This is a genomic window from Micromonospora sp. CNZ286 (assembly GCF_014207755.1).
Genome location: NZ_JACHIZ010000001.1, coordinates 3,751,291 through 3,766,725, shown reverse-complemented (window position 1 = coordinate 3,766,725; position 15,435 = coordinate 3,751,291). Strand labels below are relative to the sequence as shown.

The 15,435-nt window shown below is 73.8% G+C and carries 11 protein-coding genes and 1 riboswitch; of the genes, 4 read left to right on the top strand and 7 right to left on the bottom strand.

What is annotated here, in order from left to right:
- Window position 1: 1 nt before the first annotated feature.
- The 5 genes from FHX31_RS17110 to FHX31_RS17090 form a co-directional block, all read right to left on the bottom strand.
- Window positions 2-1,249 (bottom strand): type III PLP-dependent enzyme, encoded by a 1,248-nt coding sequence (locus FHX31_RS17110; protein ID WP_184976757.1) that lies wholly within the window; start codon window positions 1,247-1,249, stop codon window positions 2-4.
- Window positions 1,242-2,741 (bottom strand): class I adenylate-forming enzyme family protein, encoded by a 1,500-nt coding sequence (locus FHX31_RS17105; protein WP_091328673.1) that lies wholly within the window; start codon window positions 2,739-2,741, stop codon window positions 1,242-1,244. Before FHX31_RS17105 ends, FHX31_RS17110 begins: the two co-directional genes overlap by 8 nt.
- Complete coding sequence (locus tag FHX31_RS17100) at window positions 2,738-3,982, bottom strand: acyl carrier protein (protein WP_013477186.1); 1,245 nt, start codon at window positions 3,980-3,982, stop codon at window positions 2,738-2,740. The genes FHX31_RS17105 and FHX31_RS17100 overlap by 4 nt, the downstream gene beginning before the upstream one ends.
- A gap of 76 nt (window positions 3,983-4,058) precedes the next feature.
- Entirely contained in the window at window positions 4,059-5,279 is a 1,221-nt protein-coding gene (locus FHX31_RS17095; RefSeq protein WP_013285783.1) for an inositol-3-phosphate synthase, read from the bottom strand.
- Between the two features lie 39 nt (window positions 5,280-5,318).
- Complete coding sequence (locus FHX31_RS17090) at window positions 5,319-6,593, bottom strand: DegT/DnrJ/EryC1/StrS family aminotransferase (protein WP_363801247.1); 1,275 nt, start codon at window positions 6,591-6,593, stop codon at window positions 5,319-5,321.
- A gap of 105 nt (window positions 6,594-6,698) precedes the next feature.
- Between FHX31_RS17090 and FHX31_RS17085 the strand changes: the two genes are divergently transcribed.
- From FHX31_RS17085 to FHX31_RS17075, 3 genes are read left to right on the top strand one after another with little or no spacing between them, the layout of a single operon-like run.
- Complete coding sequence (locus tag FHX31_RS17085; protein WP_184976755.1) at window positions 6,699-7,898, top strand: glycosyltransferase; 1,200 nt, start codon at window positions 6,699-6,701, stop codon at window positions 7,896-7,898.
- A 14-nt stretch (window positions 7,899-7,912) separates the two neighbouring features.
- Window positions 7,913-9,352 carry a condensation domain-containing protein gene (locus FHX31_RS17080; RefSeq protein ID WP_184976754.1) on the top strand — a complete coding sequence of 480 codons (1,440 nt, stop codon included), beginning with the start codon at window positions 7,913-7,915 and terminating at the stop codon, window positions 9,350-9,352.
- Window positions 9,353-9,390: 38 nt separating this feature from the next.
- On the top strand, window positions 9,391-10,626 hold the full coding sequence (locus FHX31_RS17075) for an MFS transporter (RefSeq protein ID WP_047891075.1): 1,236 nt from the start codon (window positions 9,391-9,393) through the stop codon (window positions 10,624-10,626).
- Between the two features lie 22 nt (window positions 10,627-10,648).
- On the opposite strand, the gene FHX31_RS17070 is transcribed toward FHX31_RS17075, so the two are convergent.
- Both FHX31_RS17070 and FHX31_RS17065 read right to left on the bottom strand, forming a co-directional pair.
- Window positions 10,649-11,677 carry a ribonucleotide-diphosphate reductase subunit beta gene (locus FHX31_RS17070; RefSeq protein WP_013285788.1) on the bottom strand — a complete coding sequence of 343 codons (1,029 nt, stop codon included), beginning with the start codon at window positions 11,675-11,677 and terminating at the stop codon, window positions 10,649-10,651.
- Window positions 11,668-14,064 carry a ribonucleoside-diphosphate reductase subunit alpha gene (locus FHX31_RS17065; protein ID WP_123109813.1) on the bottom strand — a complete coding sequence of 799 codons (2,397 nt, stop codon included), beginning with the start codon at window positions 14,062-14,064 and terminating at the stop codon, window positions 11,668-11,670. The genes FHX31_RS17070 and FHX31_RS17065 overlap by 10 nt, the downstream gene beginning before the upstream one ends.
- A gap of 116 nt (window positions 14,065-14,180) precedes the next feature.
- Window positions 14,181-14,395: riboswitch (cobalamin riboswitch) on the bottom strand.
- A gap of 120 nt (window positions 14,396-14,515) precedes the next feature.
- On the opposite strand from FHX31_RS17065, the gene FHX31_RS17060 reads away from it, so the two are divergent.
- On the top strand, window positions 14,516-15,361 hold the full coding sequence (locus FHX31_RS17060) for a PrsW family glutamic-type intramembrane protease (protein WP_013477181.1): 846 nt from the start codon (window positions 14,516-14,518) through the stop codon (window positions 15,359-15,361).
- Window positions 15,362-15,435 lie beyond the last annotated feature (74 nt).

Genomic DNA, 15,435 nt, shown 5'->3' with positions numbered 1-15,435 from the left:
GTCACCTTTCTTCTCGGGGTTCGGCAGTGGCGCCCGGCGTGTCGACCGGGTGCCGCGTCAGGGTCAGCCGGGACGTCTCGACGACGCGGTCGCCGTCGCAGACGACCTCGACCGGCGCGGGGTGGCCGAGGAAGGCCAGCAGGCTCGCCGAGAGCCCGTACGCCCCGACGTTCGGCACGGCGAGCACGTCGCCCGGCCGTACGTCGGGCAGGTTCGCGGCGCGGGCCCAGGTGTCCAGCGGCGTGCACAGCGGCCCGGCGACGATCGCGGCCTCCAGCGGCGCGCCGTCGCGGCCGTCGGCGGCGTGCAGGGCGGGTACGAGCGGCGGCAGCCGGCGCAGGCCGGACATCCCGCCGAGGTGGTTGATGCCTGACTCCAGCACCACCACCGGCGTGCCCTGCGACCGCTTGACGTCCAGCACGCGGGTCAGCAGCGTGCCGGCGGTGGCGGTGAGGAACCGCCCCGACTCGAAGGCCACCTCGGGGGTGCCGTCGCGCCAGGCGGGGAAGAGGTCGTCCAGCGCCGTGGCGACCCGGTCGGCGAGGCCGGTCAGGTCCGCGTTCTGGCCGGGCCGGGCGAACGGCGCGCCGAAGCCGCCGCCGAGGTCGAGCAGGGTGAGGTCGATGCCGAGCAGGTCCCGCAGCCGCCGGGCGGTACGCGCCGCCGCGGTGAACTGGGCCACCAGCGCGTCCACCGAGTCGACGTTGCTGCCGGTGTAGAGGTGGAATCCGCGTACCGGGGCCGACGGGCGGGAGCGGAACCGCTGCGGTTCCTGTTCGATCCAGTCGACGTCGGCGCCGAACTGCGACGCGACGCCGGTCATGGTCAGCCCCTGGCCCGGGTTGGGCACCCGGTCGTTCACGCGCAGCAGGCAGTGCAGTTCGACGCCGTGCGCGGCGGCGATCCGGTCGGCCTGGTCGAGGCCGGCCGGCGAGTCGACGGAGAACCAGCGGACCCCGCCGCGTACCGCCTCGGTCACCTCGGCGTCGCGCTTGCCGGGTCCGGTGTAGAGCATCCGGTCGCCCGGAACGCCGGCCCGCAGCGCCGCTGCCAGTTCGCCCGGCGAGCAGATCTCGGCGTCGCAGCCGGCGGTGTGCAGCGCCGCGACCAGCGCCGGGTGCGGGTTGGCCTTGAGCGAGTAGAACAGCCGGCTGGGCGCGGGCAGCGCGGCGACCAGGGTGGCGTGGCTGGCACGTACCCGGGCCAGGTCGTAGCGGTACGCGGGGGTGTCGAAGGGCAGGTCAGCCACGGTGCTCACCCGCCAGCCGGGCCAGCGCCCGCCGGTCCACCTTGCCGTTGCCGGTCAGCGGCAGGTCGGGCAGCACGACGCAGCGCGCCGGCACCTTCATCTCCTCCAGCTGTTCCCGCAGCCGGCGCAGCACGTCGGCGGGGGTCAGCTCGGCCACCACGAACAGCGTCGCGCCGTCGCGGCCGTCGGCCGGCGGCAGCACCCCGGCCGCGTCCACGCCGTCGACCCGGTACGCGGCGGCCTCCACCTCGGTGGCGCTGACCCGGGTGCCCTTCTCCTTGTAGACGTCGTCGCGCCGGCCGGCGAAGTGGACGTACCCGTCGGCGTCCACGTGACCGTGGTCGCCGGTGTGCAGCTGCGGGAACAGTCCGTGGGCGCGGCGGAAGCGCTGCGCTGTCAGTTCGGGCCGCCGCCAGTAACCGGCCATCACGTGCGGGCCGCGTACCACCAGCTCGCCGCGGACGCCCGGTGGCTGACGCCGCCCCTCGGCGTCGACTGTGAAGATCTCGGTGCCTGGTAGCGCCCGCCCGCAGGCGCCGGGCCGGCGCAGGTCGGCGTCCGGCGGCATGATCGCCGCGCGTTTGCACTCGGTGAGGCCGAACATCAGCTGGACGCTCAGGCCGGGCAGCAGCCGGCGCAGGCCGGCCAGCACCTCCGGCGGCATGGCCGCGCCGGTGTTGGTGAGCAGGCGCAGCGGCGGGCGCGGCGCGCCGGCCCGGCCGAGCAGCCGCAGCAGGTTGATCGCGAGCGACGGTACGCAGGGCAGCACCGTGGCGCCGGACTCGACGAGGGTCGCCAGCAGGCGGCCACCGGTGTCCCCGGGATCACCGAGGCGCAGCCGGGCGCCGGCGACGGTGCTGAGGAAGATCTGGTAGAGGCCGTAGTCGAACGACGGCGGCAGCAGGACGTGCACCACGTCGTCGGGCCGGTAGCGCAGCTCCGACTGGATCGCCCGGACCGCGAACGTGACCTGGGCGTGCGTGGACACCACGGCCTTCGGCATGCCGGTGCTGCCGGAGGTGTAGATCAGGCAGACCGGGTCGACGGCGAGCGGGGCCGGACCGGCGGGCGCGCCGCCGATGGCCACGCCGGACGCGGCGCGGCGCGCCTCGACCGCGCCGCGCACCGGGACGCCGCGGGCGCGGGACAGGCCGGCCAGGACCGGGTCGTCGGTGAGGACCAGGCCCGGCTCGGCGTCGTCGAGCACGTGGGCGAGGGCGACCTCGGGGGCCGGCGTCCGGAGGACGACGAAGACCGCGCCGGCCCGGGCGACCGCGTACAGCAGCGCCGGCAGGGCCGCGTCGGCGGGCAGCGCCACCAGCACCCGGTCGCCGCGCCGGACGCCCTGCCCGCGCAGCCAGCCGGCCAGGCGCAGGCTGTCGGCCCGCACCTGACGGTACGTGAACTCGACGGTCCCGTCCCCGACGGCGGGCGCGTCGGGGCGCGCGCCGGCGGTGCGGTCCAGCAGGTCGTGCAGCAGTTCGGTACTCATCGGGCACCTCCGGTGGCGGCGCCGAACATGGCGCACAGGGAGCCGACGTCGCGCAGGTCGGCCGCTGACAGCGCGGTGGCCGGCACCTCGACGCCGAGCCGGCGTTCGACCCGGTCGATGACGTCGACCAGCCGGAACGAGTCGAAGCCGGGCAGTTCCCGGAGCACGTCGGTGGTGCGCAGGGCCGAGCCGTCCAGGTCCAGGGTGTCGCCGAGCGCGCCGAGCACCGCCGCGCGTACCCCGTCGTCACCGGCCCGCTCCGGCGCGGGCGGCGCGGCGGCGTCGCCGGTCGTGCCGGGCGGCCCGGCGATCGACTCCAGCGCGGCCAGGTGGTCGGCGATCAGCTCGCCGAGCGCGTCCGCCAGTTCCGGCGCGGCCGGCCGGCCCGCCTGGGCCCGCCGCAGCGCCACGTAGCTGCGCGTGGCGAGTTGCTGCCAGCGCGCGGCCTGCCCGGCCAGTGCGGCGACGGCCTCCGGCGCGACCGCGGCGAGCCAGCGTTCGTGCAGGTCGCGGGCGCGGGCCAGCAGCCAGACGTCGAGGACGAAGCGGTGCAGCCCGGCCACGGTGTCCAGGGCGGCGCCGGTGCGGGTCAGGTAGTTGTCGATCTCCGGGCGGGCCCGGCCGGCCCGGGCGGCGTTGCCGGCGAGCATGGCGGGCACGTCGATCTCCGGGGCCGGGTGCGCCGTCACCGCCAGGGTGTGCGCGCCGCCGGCCAGCGCCGTGTCGAACGCGGCGGCGGGCAGCCGCCACACGCCGGGACGCGCGGGGCCCCAGGCGGTGTCGTTGTGGTACGCGTCGACCACTGTGACCTCGTCCGGCGCGGCGGCCGTGACGAGGAAGCTGTGCCGCATGTGTTCGTGTTCGTGGTAGGGGCACCAGGGCAGGTCGTACGCGTCGGCGGTGACGTAGAGCGGCTGGCCGGGCGCGCACAGCCGCCGCACCTGCGGGCCGTCGAGCTGCATCCACCGGCCCTCGACCCGCAGGCCCAGGAGGTCGACCGCCTCGGCGGCCCGGTCGTCCGAGGTCGCCTCGACTGTGACCAGGCCGTCCTGGTCCCGGGTGCGGAACCCGTACCGGGCGCCGAGGGCGAGGTGGCTGCCGGACCCGTTCGCATGGTCGGCCAGCAGGGCGAAGCTCGTCTGGAGACAGTCCAGCGCGGTCGCGTGCAGGCCGGTCAGGATCGGCGTCCACACCGGATCCGTGGTCGGCCGGTCCGGCGCGTTCGGGACGTGGTGGGACATGGGGGACTCCTCGATGCGGGTACGTGGGGCGGGGCCGCCGGCGCGGAGGGTGCCGCGCCGGCGGCCGGTACGAAGGTCAGCTGCCGGCGCGGCCGTCCAGACCGTTGGCCCAGGAGGCGAGTGCCTGCGCCTGCTCGGCCAGCGCGTGCTCGTCGGTGCCGATCGGGTCCTTGAAGAAGAACCCCAGCTCCTCGATCGGGCCGACGTGGCCGGCCCGGTGCGCCGCGGCGGTCAGCCGGGCCAGGTCGAGCACGAGCGGGGCGGCCAGCGTGGAGTCGACCCCGCTCCAGGTCAGCTGCATGGACATCCGGACGCCCAGGAACCCCTCGAACGAGACGTGGTCCCAGGCGGTCTTGTGGTCGCCCAGGTCCGGCACGTTGTCGATGTGCAGCGGGGCCGTGACGTCCTCACCCAGCAGCGCGGGCAGCACGCCCGACTTCGAGCTGAGCTTGCTGCGCGCGTTGCGCGGATCCTCCAGCGTCGCGCCGTCGCCGCCGCCGAGCAGGTTCACCCCGGCCCAGGAGAGCACGTGCAGGGCGCGGGAGGTGAACATCGGCGCCAGGGCGGTACGCAGCAGCGTCTCCCCGGTCTTGCCGTCGGAGCCGGCGAACGGCACGCGCTCCCGCTGCGCCATCATCTCCAGCGCGGGCAGCCGGGCGCCGGTGGACGGGGTGAAGTCGACGAAGCCGCAGCCGGCCTGGAACGCCGCGTACGCGACCACCGAGCTGGCCGGTAGCGCCTTGTCGTCCGGGTCGGCCATGGCGCGGGTCAGCGCGTCCAGGTCGTCGTACTCGGGCCGGTGGTCGGCCGGCGGCTCGGTCGAGGACACGTTGATGACGACGACCCGGGACAGCCCGTAACGGCTGCGGAACTCCTCGATGTCGCCGGCCAGCCGGTCGACCACCTCGGCCAGCGGTGCGGTCTCGGTACGCGCGTCGTACCCGGTGCGCAGGTTCTGCTCGACCTCGGGCAGGCTGCCGCGCACGGCGGCCAGCACCGGTGCCGGGATGACCCCGGAGTCGACGAGCGACTCGGCCTTCTTCTCCAGCGGCGTGTCGACGATGTCGTGCCCGCCGACCACCAGGTCGTTCCAGCTCGCCAGCGGCGCGTCGCGCAGCATGCCGGTGTCGGTGACGCAGCCGGTCGAGTCGGCCATGCCGGCGCGCAGCGCCAGCAGACCGGTGATCGCGGTGGTGGCGACCGAACCGCGGGCGCCGTTGAGCCACACGCCGACGGGCGCGTCCGTGTCGGGGGACGGGGTCGGGGCGTGCGAGGTCTCGCGTTGGGTGACGGTCACGGGAAGACTCCTTCTCTGGGTGCGCCGGGACGGCGCGGTTCAGCGGGTGAGCATCTTGGTGACGGCGGCGGCGATGTCCTCCATGTCCTGTTCGGCGCCGAGGAAGGTGCTGTGGTGTGTCTGGACGGTGTGGGCGGCGAGCCACTCGGTGTTGGGGTACGTGCGCTCCCGGTGGATCGCCGCGAAGCGTTCGGCCAGCGGCGCGAGCAGCGGCTTCGTCCACGGCTGGAGCAGCCGGCTGCGGTGCAGCGGCTCGTCGGTGCAGTAGAACCGCCGGTTCAGCTCGGCGGTGAGCGCGGCGGCCACGGCGGCGTTGTCCATGCCGGCCGGGAACTGGTCGAAGACGATCGTGCCCTCGTAGATCGAGATGCGCGTCTGCCCCGCCGCGGGTCGCAGCAGCCGTACGCCGTCCACGCCGTCGAGCAGCTCGCCGAGCAGCCGGTAGTTGTGGTTGCGTACCTCGTGCTGCTCGTCCAGGGTGGTCAGTTGCGCGCAGGCCACCGCGGCGGAGAACTCGTCCAGGCAGAAGTTGGCCCCCTGCACACCGGCGCTCTCCTCCAGGTCCAGTTCCCCCGGGGGCGTCCGGTCGCCGCGGTAGCGGCGCGAGTCGGCCCGCAGCTCCTGGAGCACCGGCGCGAGCGTGTCGTCGTCGGTGACCACGGCCCCGCCCTCACCGCAGGTGAGTACCTTGCCGTGCTGGAAGCTGAAGCAGCCGATCCGGCCGAGCGAGCCGGCTTGACGGCCCTGCCAGGTGGCGCCGTGGGCCTGCGCGCAGTCCTCCACGACGGAGATGCCGCGCGGCCTCGTGACCGCGTCGAGCGCCGGCACGTCGGCCATGTTGGAGGCCCAGTGCACGGCGACCACTGCACGCGGGTCCACCGACAGGTCGAGGTCGTCCGGCCCGACGCAGCCGGTGTCACGGTCGACGTCGACGAGCACCGGGACCAGGCCGGCGCGCAGCGCGGCGGTCGCGGAGGCGGTCCAGGTCAGCGCCGGTACGAGCACCGTCTCGCCGTAGCCGAGGCCGAGTGACTCCAGGGCCACCACCAGGGCGCTCGACCCGTGGTCGACGGGTACGCAGTGGCGGGTGCCGACGTAGCGGGCAAAGTCGGCCGCGAAGCGGCGCTCGAACAGGACGGCGTCGCCGACCGACGGGCTGCTGATCGCCCACCGGCCGCCGGTCAGCACCGCGGAGAGGTTGCCGGCGGCGTCCGGAGCGGGGATCGGCCAGCGTGGCCATGGACGGTCGGGCGGGCGGACCGGCCGGCCACCGTCCACGGCGAGCCGCCGGTCGAGAGGGATGGAGGTCGTCATGCCTTCGACCTTGATGCTCATCGATACATCAGCGGTACACACGCGATAGCCGGGACGGCCGGAGCCGTGTATCGGTGTTGTATCCCGGTGGTCGAACCTCGGGGTATGAGCCGATCCGCATCGCCCGTGGGCGAACCGACCGAACCTCGCGCCGTCGCTCGTGGCGTCTCCGTCGTCATCCCGGTCAAGGACCGGGTGGCGGAGATGCGCCGCCAGCTTCGCAGCCTGCGCGACGCCGCCCCGAACTGCCCGGAGCCGGTGGAGGTGGTGGTCGTCGACGACTCGGCGCCCGCCGCGGCCGCCGCGCACCGCGCCGCCTGCGCCGAGTACGGCGCCCGCTACGTGCGCGGCCCCCGGCACGTCGGGGCCAAACGGAACCTGGGCGTCCGGCACGCCCGCTACGACCTGCTGCTGTTCACCGACTCCGACTGCCGGGTGCCGGCCGATCTGATCACCCGGTACGCGGCCCGGCTGCGCGCCTCCGGCGAGGAGGTCGCCGGCGTCACCGGCCCGGTGGTCGTCGAGCCCGGCGACAGCGCGTTCTTCCGCGTGATGCGCCGCTCGTACCTGCTGCTCGGCGACCTGACCCGGCCGCTGCACTACGAGCGCGTGTCCTGGGGCGCCGGGGCGAACATGGCCCTGAAGCGCTCCGTCTTCGAGGCGGTCGGCGGATTCCCGGAGGACTCCCCGATGCCGCTGGGCGGTGAGGACCTGCACCTCGGGCTGCTGCTCACCGACGCCGGCTACGCGCTGCTCACCGACCCGGGCGGGGTGATCACCCACGACACCGGCGTCGCCGACACGTTCCGCGCGGTCGCCTACCGGTTCACCACGTACGGGCGCTCCGAGCAGTGGCTCTGCCTCGCCCACCCGCACCGGCGCCGGTTCGTGCTCAACACCGCCAGCACGCTCGCGGTGACCGCCCTGGCCGGGCTGCTCACCGCCCGGCGCAGCGGGGGGCGCAGTCTGCTCGCGGTACCGGCCGTCGCGGCCGCCGTGATCGCCGCGAAGACACCCGGCCGGCTCGGCGGTGACCGGGGACCGCGCGCGGTGGCCGAGTCGATGGCCTGCGCGGCGATCGAGACGCTGTTCGACGGGGCCGCGTTCGTCACCTCGCTCCGGCTCGGCCGCCCCGACCTGCTCTTCACCGGCTTCCGCGCGCCGGACGAGGCGGACTACCAGCCGGACGAGGCGGATTACCAGCCGGACGGGGCGGACTGCCAGCCGGACGGGACGGACCGCCGGCCGGACGAGGTGGACCGGCGACCGGTCCCGCCGGTGGCCGCGCCGCCGGTGGCGGCCTGACGGGGGGAGTCGCAGTGCCGACGACGTTTCCGCTGGCCCCCGGCCAGCAGATGATGTGGGAGTTCATGACCGCGCTCGACCCGGCCCGTCCCGGTGCCGCCCGGCTCGTGGTGGTGGAGTTCCGCCGGCTGCGGGGCACCCTGCGGGTCGACGTGCTGCGGCAGGCGATGCAGGACGTGGTGGACCGGCACGACGCGCTGCGGATGCGGTTCGACCGCATCGGCGTGGAGCCCGAGGTGCGGATCCTGCCGCACGTCGAGTCGCCGCTGGAGTACGTCGACCTGTCCGGCCTGCCGCCGGCTGAGCAGCAGGCCCGCGTCGAGCGGATCGCGTACGCGCACCGCAACGACGAGTTCGACCCCGGCCGGGCGCCGCTGTGGCGGGCCGCCCTGGTCCGGCTCTCCGAGACCGAGCACGTGCTCGCGCTCTGCTTCTTCCACATGGTCTCCGACGGCTGGTCGTGCCGCGTCGTGGTGGAGGACCTGTGCCACGCGTACGCGGCCCGGCTCGGCGCGGCCGATCCGCAGCCGCCGCTGGGCGTGGACCACACCGCACTCGCCGCGCTCCAGGAGGCGGAGCAGGCCGGGAACGGCGTCGACGCCGCCGCCCGGGCCGCGTACTGGCGGGACCGGCTGCGGCCGGTGGAGCCGTACCAGTTGTTCCCGGCGTCGCCACCGGCGCCGGACGTCGCGCTCAGCGCGGAGGTGGCCACCCGCTTCGCGTTCCCCCCCGAGGTCACCGCGCGGCTGCGCCCGGCCGCCCGGCGGGCCCGCACCACCCCGTACGTGCTGCTGCTCGCCGCCTACCTGGTGCTGCTGTCGCGGCGGGCCGGCCGGCCCCGGGTGGTGCTGGGCACCACCACGCTGGGCCGGGAGAGCCCGCTGTCGCGGCAACTCGTCGGCCAGTTCACCAACAACGTCTACCTGCCCGTCGCGGTCGCGGCGGACGCGCCGATGAGCGCGGTGGTAGACGCCGCGCACGCCTCGCTGGCCGAGGCCGTCGCGCACGCCACCGCGTTCCACCGGCTGGCCCGGGCGGTCCGCCCCGACTTCGCGGCGATCCGCCCCTGGCCGGACAGCCACCTGTTCGACGCCTGGTTCCAGTCCGCCGCGTCGGCGTCGCCGGTGCTGCACTGCCCGGGGCTGCGGGTGGAGCCGGTCGACATCACCGCCCGGCCCGCGCCCGGCACACCGCCGCCGGTGGTCGCCGCCGACGTGCCGCCCGAATGCCTGCCCGTCTGGGTCAAGCGGGGCTCACCGATCGTCGTGGTGGACGACGACCGGGCCGGCGGCGTGGTGATCCGCAACCGGGGTGTCTTCGGCGACGACCTCGTCCGCGGGCTCATCGACGACTACGTCGCGGTGGTCTCGGCGCTCGTCACCGACCCCGGGACCACCCCGGCGGAGGTACACCTTCCTGACGGTGCGTGCTTCCTCGACCACGCGATCGGGTAGGAGTTCCGACGGACCGATCGGAGAGAGGTACGACGACCATGACGGACACCTCGACGAACCAGCACACGACGGAGCAGCCCGCGCCGCCGGTGCCACGCTCGGCCGTACGGGCCCGCTGGTCGGTGGCGCTGCTCTTCGTCATCATGGGCCTGGCCATCGGCGGGTGGTCGGCCCGCGTGCCGGAGGTGCGGGACGCGGTAGGCGTCGGCAACACCGGCTGGGGCCTGGCCAACATCGCCACGAACGCCGGGGAGCTGGTCTCCCTGGTCGTGGTGGCGGTGCTGATCAGCCGGATCAACACCCGCCGGCTGGCGCTGGCCGGGGCCGCGCTGATCCTGGTCAACGCGCCGCTGCTGGCCGCGTCCACCACAGTGGTGGCGCTTGTGGGCGGGCTGGCGGTCTGGGGCTTCGCGGCGAACCTGCTGGCCACGCCGATGAACGCCCAGTCGGTCGAGGTGCAGAAGCGCTACGGGCGGCCCATCCTGTCCACCTTCCACGCCGGCTTCAGCATCGGCATGCTGGCCGGTGGCCTCTGCGGCACCGGCGCCGCGGCGATCGGGATGTCCCCGTCGGCGCAGATGGCTGTCACCAGCGTCCTGCTGGGAGCGCTGCTGGTCGGTACGCACCGCTGGCTGCCTGATACGCCCCGGCAGGAGACGAAGGACGGCGAGGACCGGCGGCGGCTGCGTGACCGGTTCACCCCGCAGCTGCTGCTGCTCGCGGTGATCGCGTTCCTCGCCTCGTTCATCGAGATGGCCGGCGCACAGTGGAGCGCGCTGTACGCGACCGAGGTCGCGGGCGCCGCCGCGGTGCTCGCCGCGGCCACGTACACCTGCCTGTCGCTGGCCGCCACCGTCGCCCGGCTGTTCGGCGACCGGCTGGCCGGCCGGTTCGGGCGGATCCGTTTCGTGCGGCTGTCCGCGCTCGTCGCCACCGTCGGCGTGGCGCTGCCGGTGGCGTACCCCCATCCGGCCGCGGTGATGGCCGGCTTCGGACTGCTCGGTTTCGGCCTGGCGTGCGTGACCCCGACGGTGCTCGGCTTCGCCGGCGAGCAGCCGGGCCTCACCTCGGGTGAGGGCGTCTCGGTGGTGGCGATGGGCCAGTGGCCGGGCGCGTTGCTCGCGGCGCCGGTGATCGGCCTGCTCGCCGGCGCCCTGGACCTGCGCAGCGCGTTCGTGGTGGTGGCCGTGATGGCGATCGCCGTGGTGGCGCTGATCGGGCGGGTCCGGGCGACGGCGCTGCCCGGCGAGAGCCCGGTCCCGCCCCGGCCGTGACGGCCGGGGCGGGGGGCGGCGCTCAGAAGTCGTCGTCGAAGGTGACCGAGCCGGTCACCCCGACCTGGTACGCCGACACCCGGCGCTCGAAGAAGTTGGACAGCTCCTGCACGTCCTGCAACTCCATGAACGCGAACGGGTTGCCGCTGCCGTACATGGGGGCGATGCCGAGCACTGCGAGGCGCCGGTCGGCCACGTGCTGGAGGTACTCGCGCATGTCCGCCAGTGACATCCCGGGCACGCCCTGCCCGAGCAGGTCCTCGGCGAAGCTCACCTCGCACTCCACCGCCTCGGCCAGCATCTCCTTCACCTGCCGCTCCATCTCGTCGTCGAACAGGTCCGGCTCCTCGGCGCGTACGGTCTCCACCACGTCGAAGGCGAACGCCATGTGCATCGACTCGTCCCGGAACACCCAGTTGGTGCCGGAGGCCAGCCCGTTGAGCAGGCCCCGGGAGCGCAGGAAGTAGACGTAGGCGAACGCGCCGTAGAAGAACAGGCCCTCGATGCACGCGGCGAAGCAGATCAGGTTGAGTAGGAACGCCCGCCGGTCCGCGCGGGTCCGCAGCTCACGCAGCTCGAAGATCGAGTCGATCCACCGGAAGCAGAACTCGGCCTTGCGGGCGATCGACGGGATGTTCTCCACCGCGTCGAACGCGGCGAACCGTTCCTTCTCGTCCGGCACGTACGTGTCGAGCAGGTTCAGGTAGAACTGGACGTGCACCGCCTCCTCGAACAGCTGCCGGGACAGGTAGAGCCGGCCCTCCGGGGAGTTGACGTGCTGGTAGAGGTTGAGCACCAGATTGTTGGCGACGATGGTGTCGCCGGTGGCGAAGAACGCCACCAGCCGCGACACCAGGTGCCGCTCGGCCGGGGACAGCTTCGCCAGGTCGGCGAGGTCCGAGTGCAGGTCGACCTCCTCGACCGTCCAGGTGTTCTTGATCGCGTCCTTGAACCGGTCGAAGAAGCGCGGGTAGCGCATCGGCCGCAGGGTCAGGTCCATGCCGGGGTCGAGCAGCATGTGCCGGGTCGGTGCGGTGGTGGTCACTGGCATGCCTCGCAGCTCTCGGGGTTCTCCAGGGAACAGGCCAGCGCCTCGTCGTCGCTCACGGCGGAGACCACGCCGGAGACCGGGGCGAGCACCGGCGCGACGGTGGCCTGCTGGATGCGGGTGGCGGGACGGGAACGCAGGTAGTAGGTGGTCTTCAGCCCGGCCTTCCAGGCGTACAGGTACATCGAGGAGAGCTTGCCGATGGTCGGCGCGCTCAGGAACAGGTTCAGCGACTGGGACTGGTCGACGAAGGGCGCCCGCGCGGCGGCCAGGTCGATCAGCGCCCGCTGCGGCAGCTCCCAGGCGGTGCGGAACAGCTCCCGCACCGGCGCGGGCAGCTCGGTGATGTCCTGCACCGAGCCCTCGGCCCGCTTGATCCGGTCGCGGACCTGCGGCGTCCACAGCCCGCGCGCCTTCAGCTCCCGCACCAGGTACGTGTTGACCTGGAGGAACTCCCCGGACATGGTCTCGCGCTTGAACAGGTTGGACACCTGCGGCTCCACGCACTCGTAGCAGCCGGCGATGGAGGCGATGGTGGCGGTCGGCGCGATCGCCACCAGCAGTGAGTTGCGCAGCCCGTGGACGGCGATCCGCTCGCGCAGCGCCGCCCACCGTCCGGCCTGCGCCGGCTCCGCGCCCCACAGGTCCGGGTGCAGGTCACCCTTCGCGGCCCGGGTCTGCGGGTACGCCGGATGCGGCCCGAACCGCTCGGCCAGCCCGGCGGAGGTCTCCAGCGCGGTCAGCAGGATCTCCTCCTGCACGCGGGTGGACAGCTCCTTGGCCTGCGCCGAGTCGAACGGCAGGCGCAGCGTGAAGAACGCGTCCTGCAACCCCATCAGCCCGAGCCCGACCGGCCGCCAGCGCGGGTTCGACGCCGCCGCCTGCTCGGCCGGGTAGTAGTTGATGTCGATGACCCGGTCGAGGAACACCACGGCGGTGCGTACCGTGGCGCGCAGCCGCTCCCAGTCCACCCCGTCGGCGGTGACGTGGGCGCCGAGGTTCACCGAGCCGAGGTTGCACACCGCCGTCTCGGCGTCGTCGTTGACCTCCAGGATCTCGGTGCACAGGTTGGACAGGTGGATCACGTTGCCCGGCTCGCCGGTCTGGTTGGACAGCCGGTTCGCGGCGTCCTTGAACGTCATCCAGCCGTTGCCGGTCTGCGCGAGCGTACGCATCATCCGCCCGTACAGGTCCCGGGCCCGGACCGTGCGGACCGCGTTCTTCTCCGCCGCCCGGTACGCGGCGTCGAACGCCTCGCCGTACAGGTCGGGCAGCTCCGGGGCGTCGGACGGGTCGACCAGCGACCACTCGCCGTCGGCCTCGACCCGGCGCATGAACTCGTCCGGGATCCAGTTGGCCAGGTTGAGGTTGTGCGTACGCCGCGACTCCTCGCCGGTGTTGTCCCGCAGCTCCAGGAACTCCTCCACGTCCGGGTGCCACGGCTCCAGGTAGACGCAGGCCGCGCCCTTGCGCCGGCCGCCCTGGTTGACCGCGGCCACCCCGGCGTCGAGCGTCTTGAGGAACGGCACGATGCCGTTGGAGCGCCCGTTGGTGCCCCGGATCAGCGCGCCCCGGCCACGTACCCGCGACCAGGAGATGCCGATGCCGCCGGAGAACTTCGACAGCTTCGCCACCTGGTGGTACCGCTCGTAGATCGAGTCCAGCTCGTCGCGCGGCGAGTCGACCAGGAAGCACGACGACATCTGGGTGTGCCGGGTGCCGGAGTTGAACAGCGTGGGGGAGCTGGGCAGGTACGCCAGGCTGGACATCAGCCGGTAGAAGCCGACCGCCTCGCCCGGGGTGCGGGACAGCCCGCAGGCCACCCGCAGCAGCCAGTACTGCGGCGTCTCCACCACCAGCCGCGACTGCGGGTGCCGCAGCAGGTAGCGGTCGGCCACCGTGCGCAGTCCGAAGTACTCGAACCGCAGGTCGCCGTCCGGGTCCACGGCGTCGTCGAGCTTGCGGGCGTGCCGGGCCACGAACGCGGCCGTCTCGTCGCCGATCAGTCCCAGCCCGTGCGCGTAGGCGATCGACTGGCTGAAGCTCGCCACGCCCTGTCCGCGGACCTCCTTGTCCACGTACGCGGCGAGCAGCCGCGCCGCCAGCTTCGAGTACTGCGGCTCCTCGCCGATCAGCTCCGCCGCGGTCTGGATCGACAACCGGTCCAGCTCGGCGGTGGTCGCCCCGTCGTAGAGCCCGCTTATCGTCTTGGTGGCCACCCGCAGCGGGTCCACCTCGTCCAGGTCGGCGACCCAGCGCTCGACCGCCCGGACGATCTTGTTGACGTCCACCGGCTCGGTGTCGCCGTCCCGCTTGCGTACCCGCATCGCCGGGCGGCGGGCCTCGGACCCGGCGGTCCCGGACGGGGGACTCTCCTGTACGACAGTCATGACCTCTCCTCGCTGTCACCGTCTGGAGACGGCGGGAGACGCCAACGGGCGCGGCGCACGGCCGGCCCGGCTGCTGGCGTCGGTCGTCCCGCGCGACCTCCGGCCGCCGTACGCGGAGGCGTACGGCGCGCTGGCAGGTCTTCGGACTCGCGGGCCCGACCGGGGTCGCCGGTCGCCTACCGGCCGTCGCTTCCCAGGCCGGTGGCCCAGTGCTGTTGACGGCTGTCGTTCCCACTCACCGCTGCGGGGCAGTCCCGGATTCCCACCGGGTTCCCTCTTGCCTCGGCCCCGCCCCGGAGGGCTCGGCCGAACCAGCTGCGGCACCACCATATATGGCGGTGAGGGCTTGCGTGCAACACCAGATGTCGTGTCGGCGTGTCGGAATGATCTCACTGTCCACAGTGCCTACCCCCGATTCCGGCGCGACCCGGCGGGCGCGATACTCGGCGGTATGGGGAATACCGGACGCCGCTGGGCGTGGGTGGCGGTCCTGCTCGTCGGCGTCGGGCTTCACCTGCTGGTGCTGGAGACACTCGCCGGCACCGGGACCGTCACGTTCGTCCCGGCGCTGATCGTGCTCGGCGCGTGCGTCGCGCCCGCCACATTCCTGGCCTTCGCCCAGGGACGGCCGGCCCGCCGCCCGGTCCCCGGCTCCGTCGTCGGCGTCGCCGCGCTCCTCGGCGGCGTGGTCGGCGTGGTCGCCGCCGGCTGGCTGGAGTACGGCACCCTGCACCGCCTCGGCGTCCTGCCGATGGCGCTCGTCGGCCTGGCCGAGGAGACCGCCAAACTGATCGTGCCGGCCGGCATCCTGCTGCTGTGGCGGCGGCACCCGTCCCCGGCGCAGGGCCTGGTGATCGGCGTGGCCTCCGGCACCGGGTTCGCCGCGCTGGAGACCATGGGCTACGCGTTCGCCGCGTTCGTCGGGTCGGAGGGCAACCTCGGCGCGGTCGAGCGGACGCTGCTGGTACGCGGTCTCACCGCGCCCGCCGCGCACCTGGCCTGGACCGGGCTGACCGCCGCCGCGCTGTTCACGTTCGCCGCCGCGCCCGGCGGCCGGAAGCTGGCGGCGTTCCTGCTCACCTTCGCCGCCGCCGTCACGCTGCACACCTGCTGGGACACGTTCGGCACCCAGCCCGCGTACGTGTTCATCGGCGCCGTGTCGCTGGGCTGGGTGCTGCTGCGCCTGCACCTGGACCGCGAGCGGCCGCCCGCGTCCGGGACGCCGGCGGAGCCGAACCGGGACCGGCCTCATGATCATCGCCAGTTCGCCGAGGTGGCGGGGTCGGAGCACTTCTGATGCCGCCACTTCGGCGTGATGGAGTCGATCAACCGGCCCGGGCATTGCCGACGCCCCACCGCGCTCCGCCACTC

Coding starts and splice junctions, on each gene's coding strand:
- FHX31_RS17105 (WP_091328673.1), bottom strand. CDS start 2,741: ATGAGTACCGAACTGCTGCACGACCTGCTGGACCGCACCGCCGGCGCG.
- FHX31_RS17100 (WP_013477186.1), bottom strand. CDS start 3,982: ATGTCCCACCACGTCCCGAACGCGCCGGACCGGCCGACCACGGATCCG.
- FHX31_RS17090 (WP_363801247.1), bottom strand. CDS start 6,593: ATGACGACCTCCATCCCTCTCGACCGGCGGCTCGCCGTGGACGGTGGC.
- FHX31_RS17085 (WP_184976755.1), top strand. CDS start 6,699: ATGAGCCGATCCGCATCGCCCGTGGGCGAACCGACCGAACCTCGCGCC.
- FHX31_RS17075 (WP_047891075.1), top strand. CDS start 9,391: ATGACGGACACCTCGACGAACCAGCACACGACGGAGCAGCCCGCGCCG.
- FHX31_RS17070 (WP_013285788.1), bottom strand. CDS start 11,677: ATGCCAGTGACCACCACCGCACCGACCCGGCACATGCTGCTCGACCCC.
- FHX31_RS17065 (WP_123109813.1), bottom strand. CDS start 14,064: ATGACTGTCGTACAGGAGAGTCCCCCGTCCGGGACCGCCGGGTCCGAG.
- FHX31_RS17060 (WP_013477181.1), top strand. CDS start 14,516: ATGGGGAATACCGGACGCCGCTGGGCGTGGGTGGCGGTCCTGCTCGTC.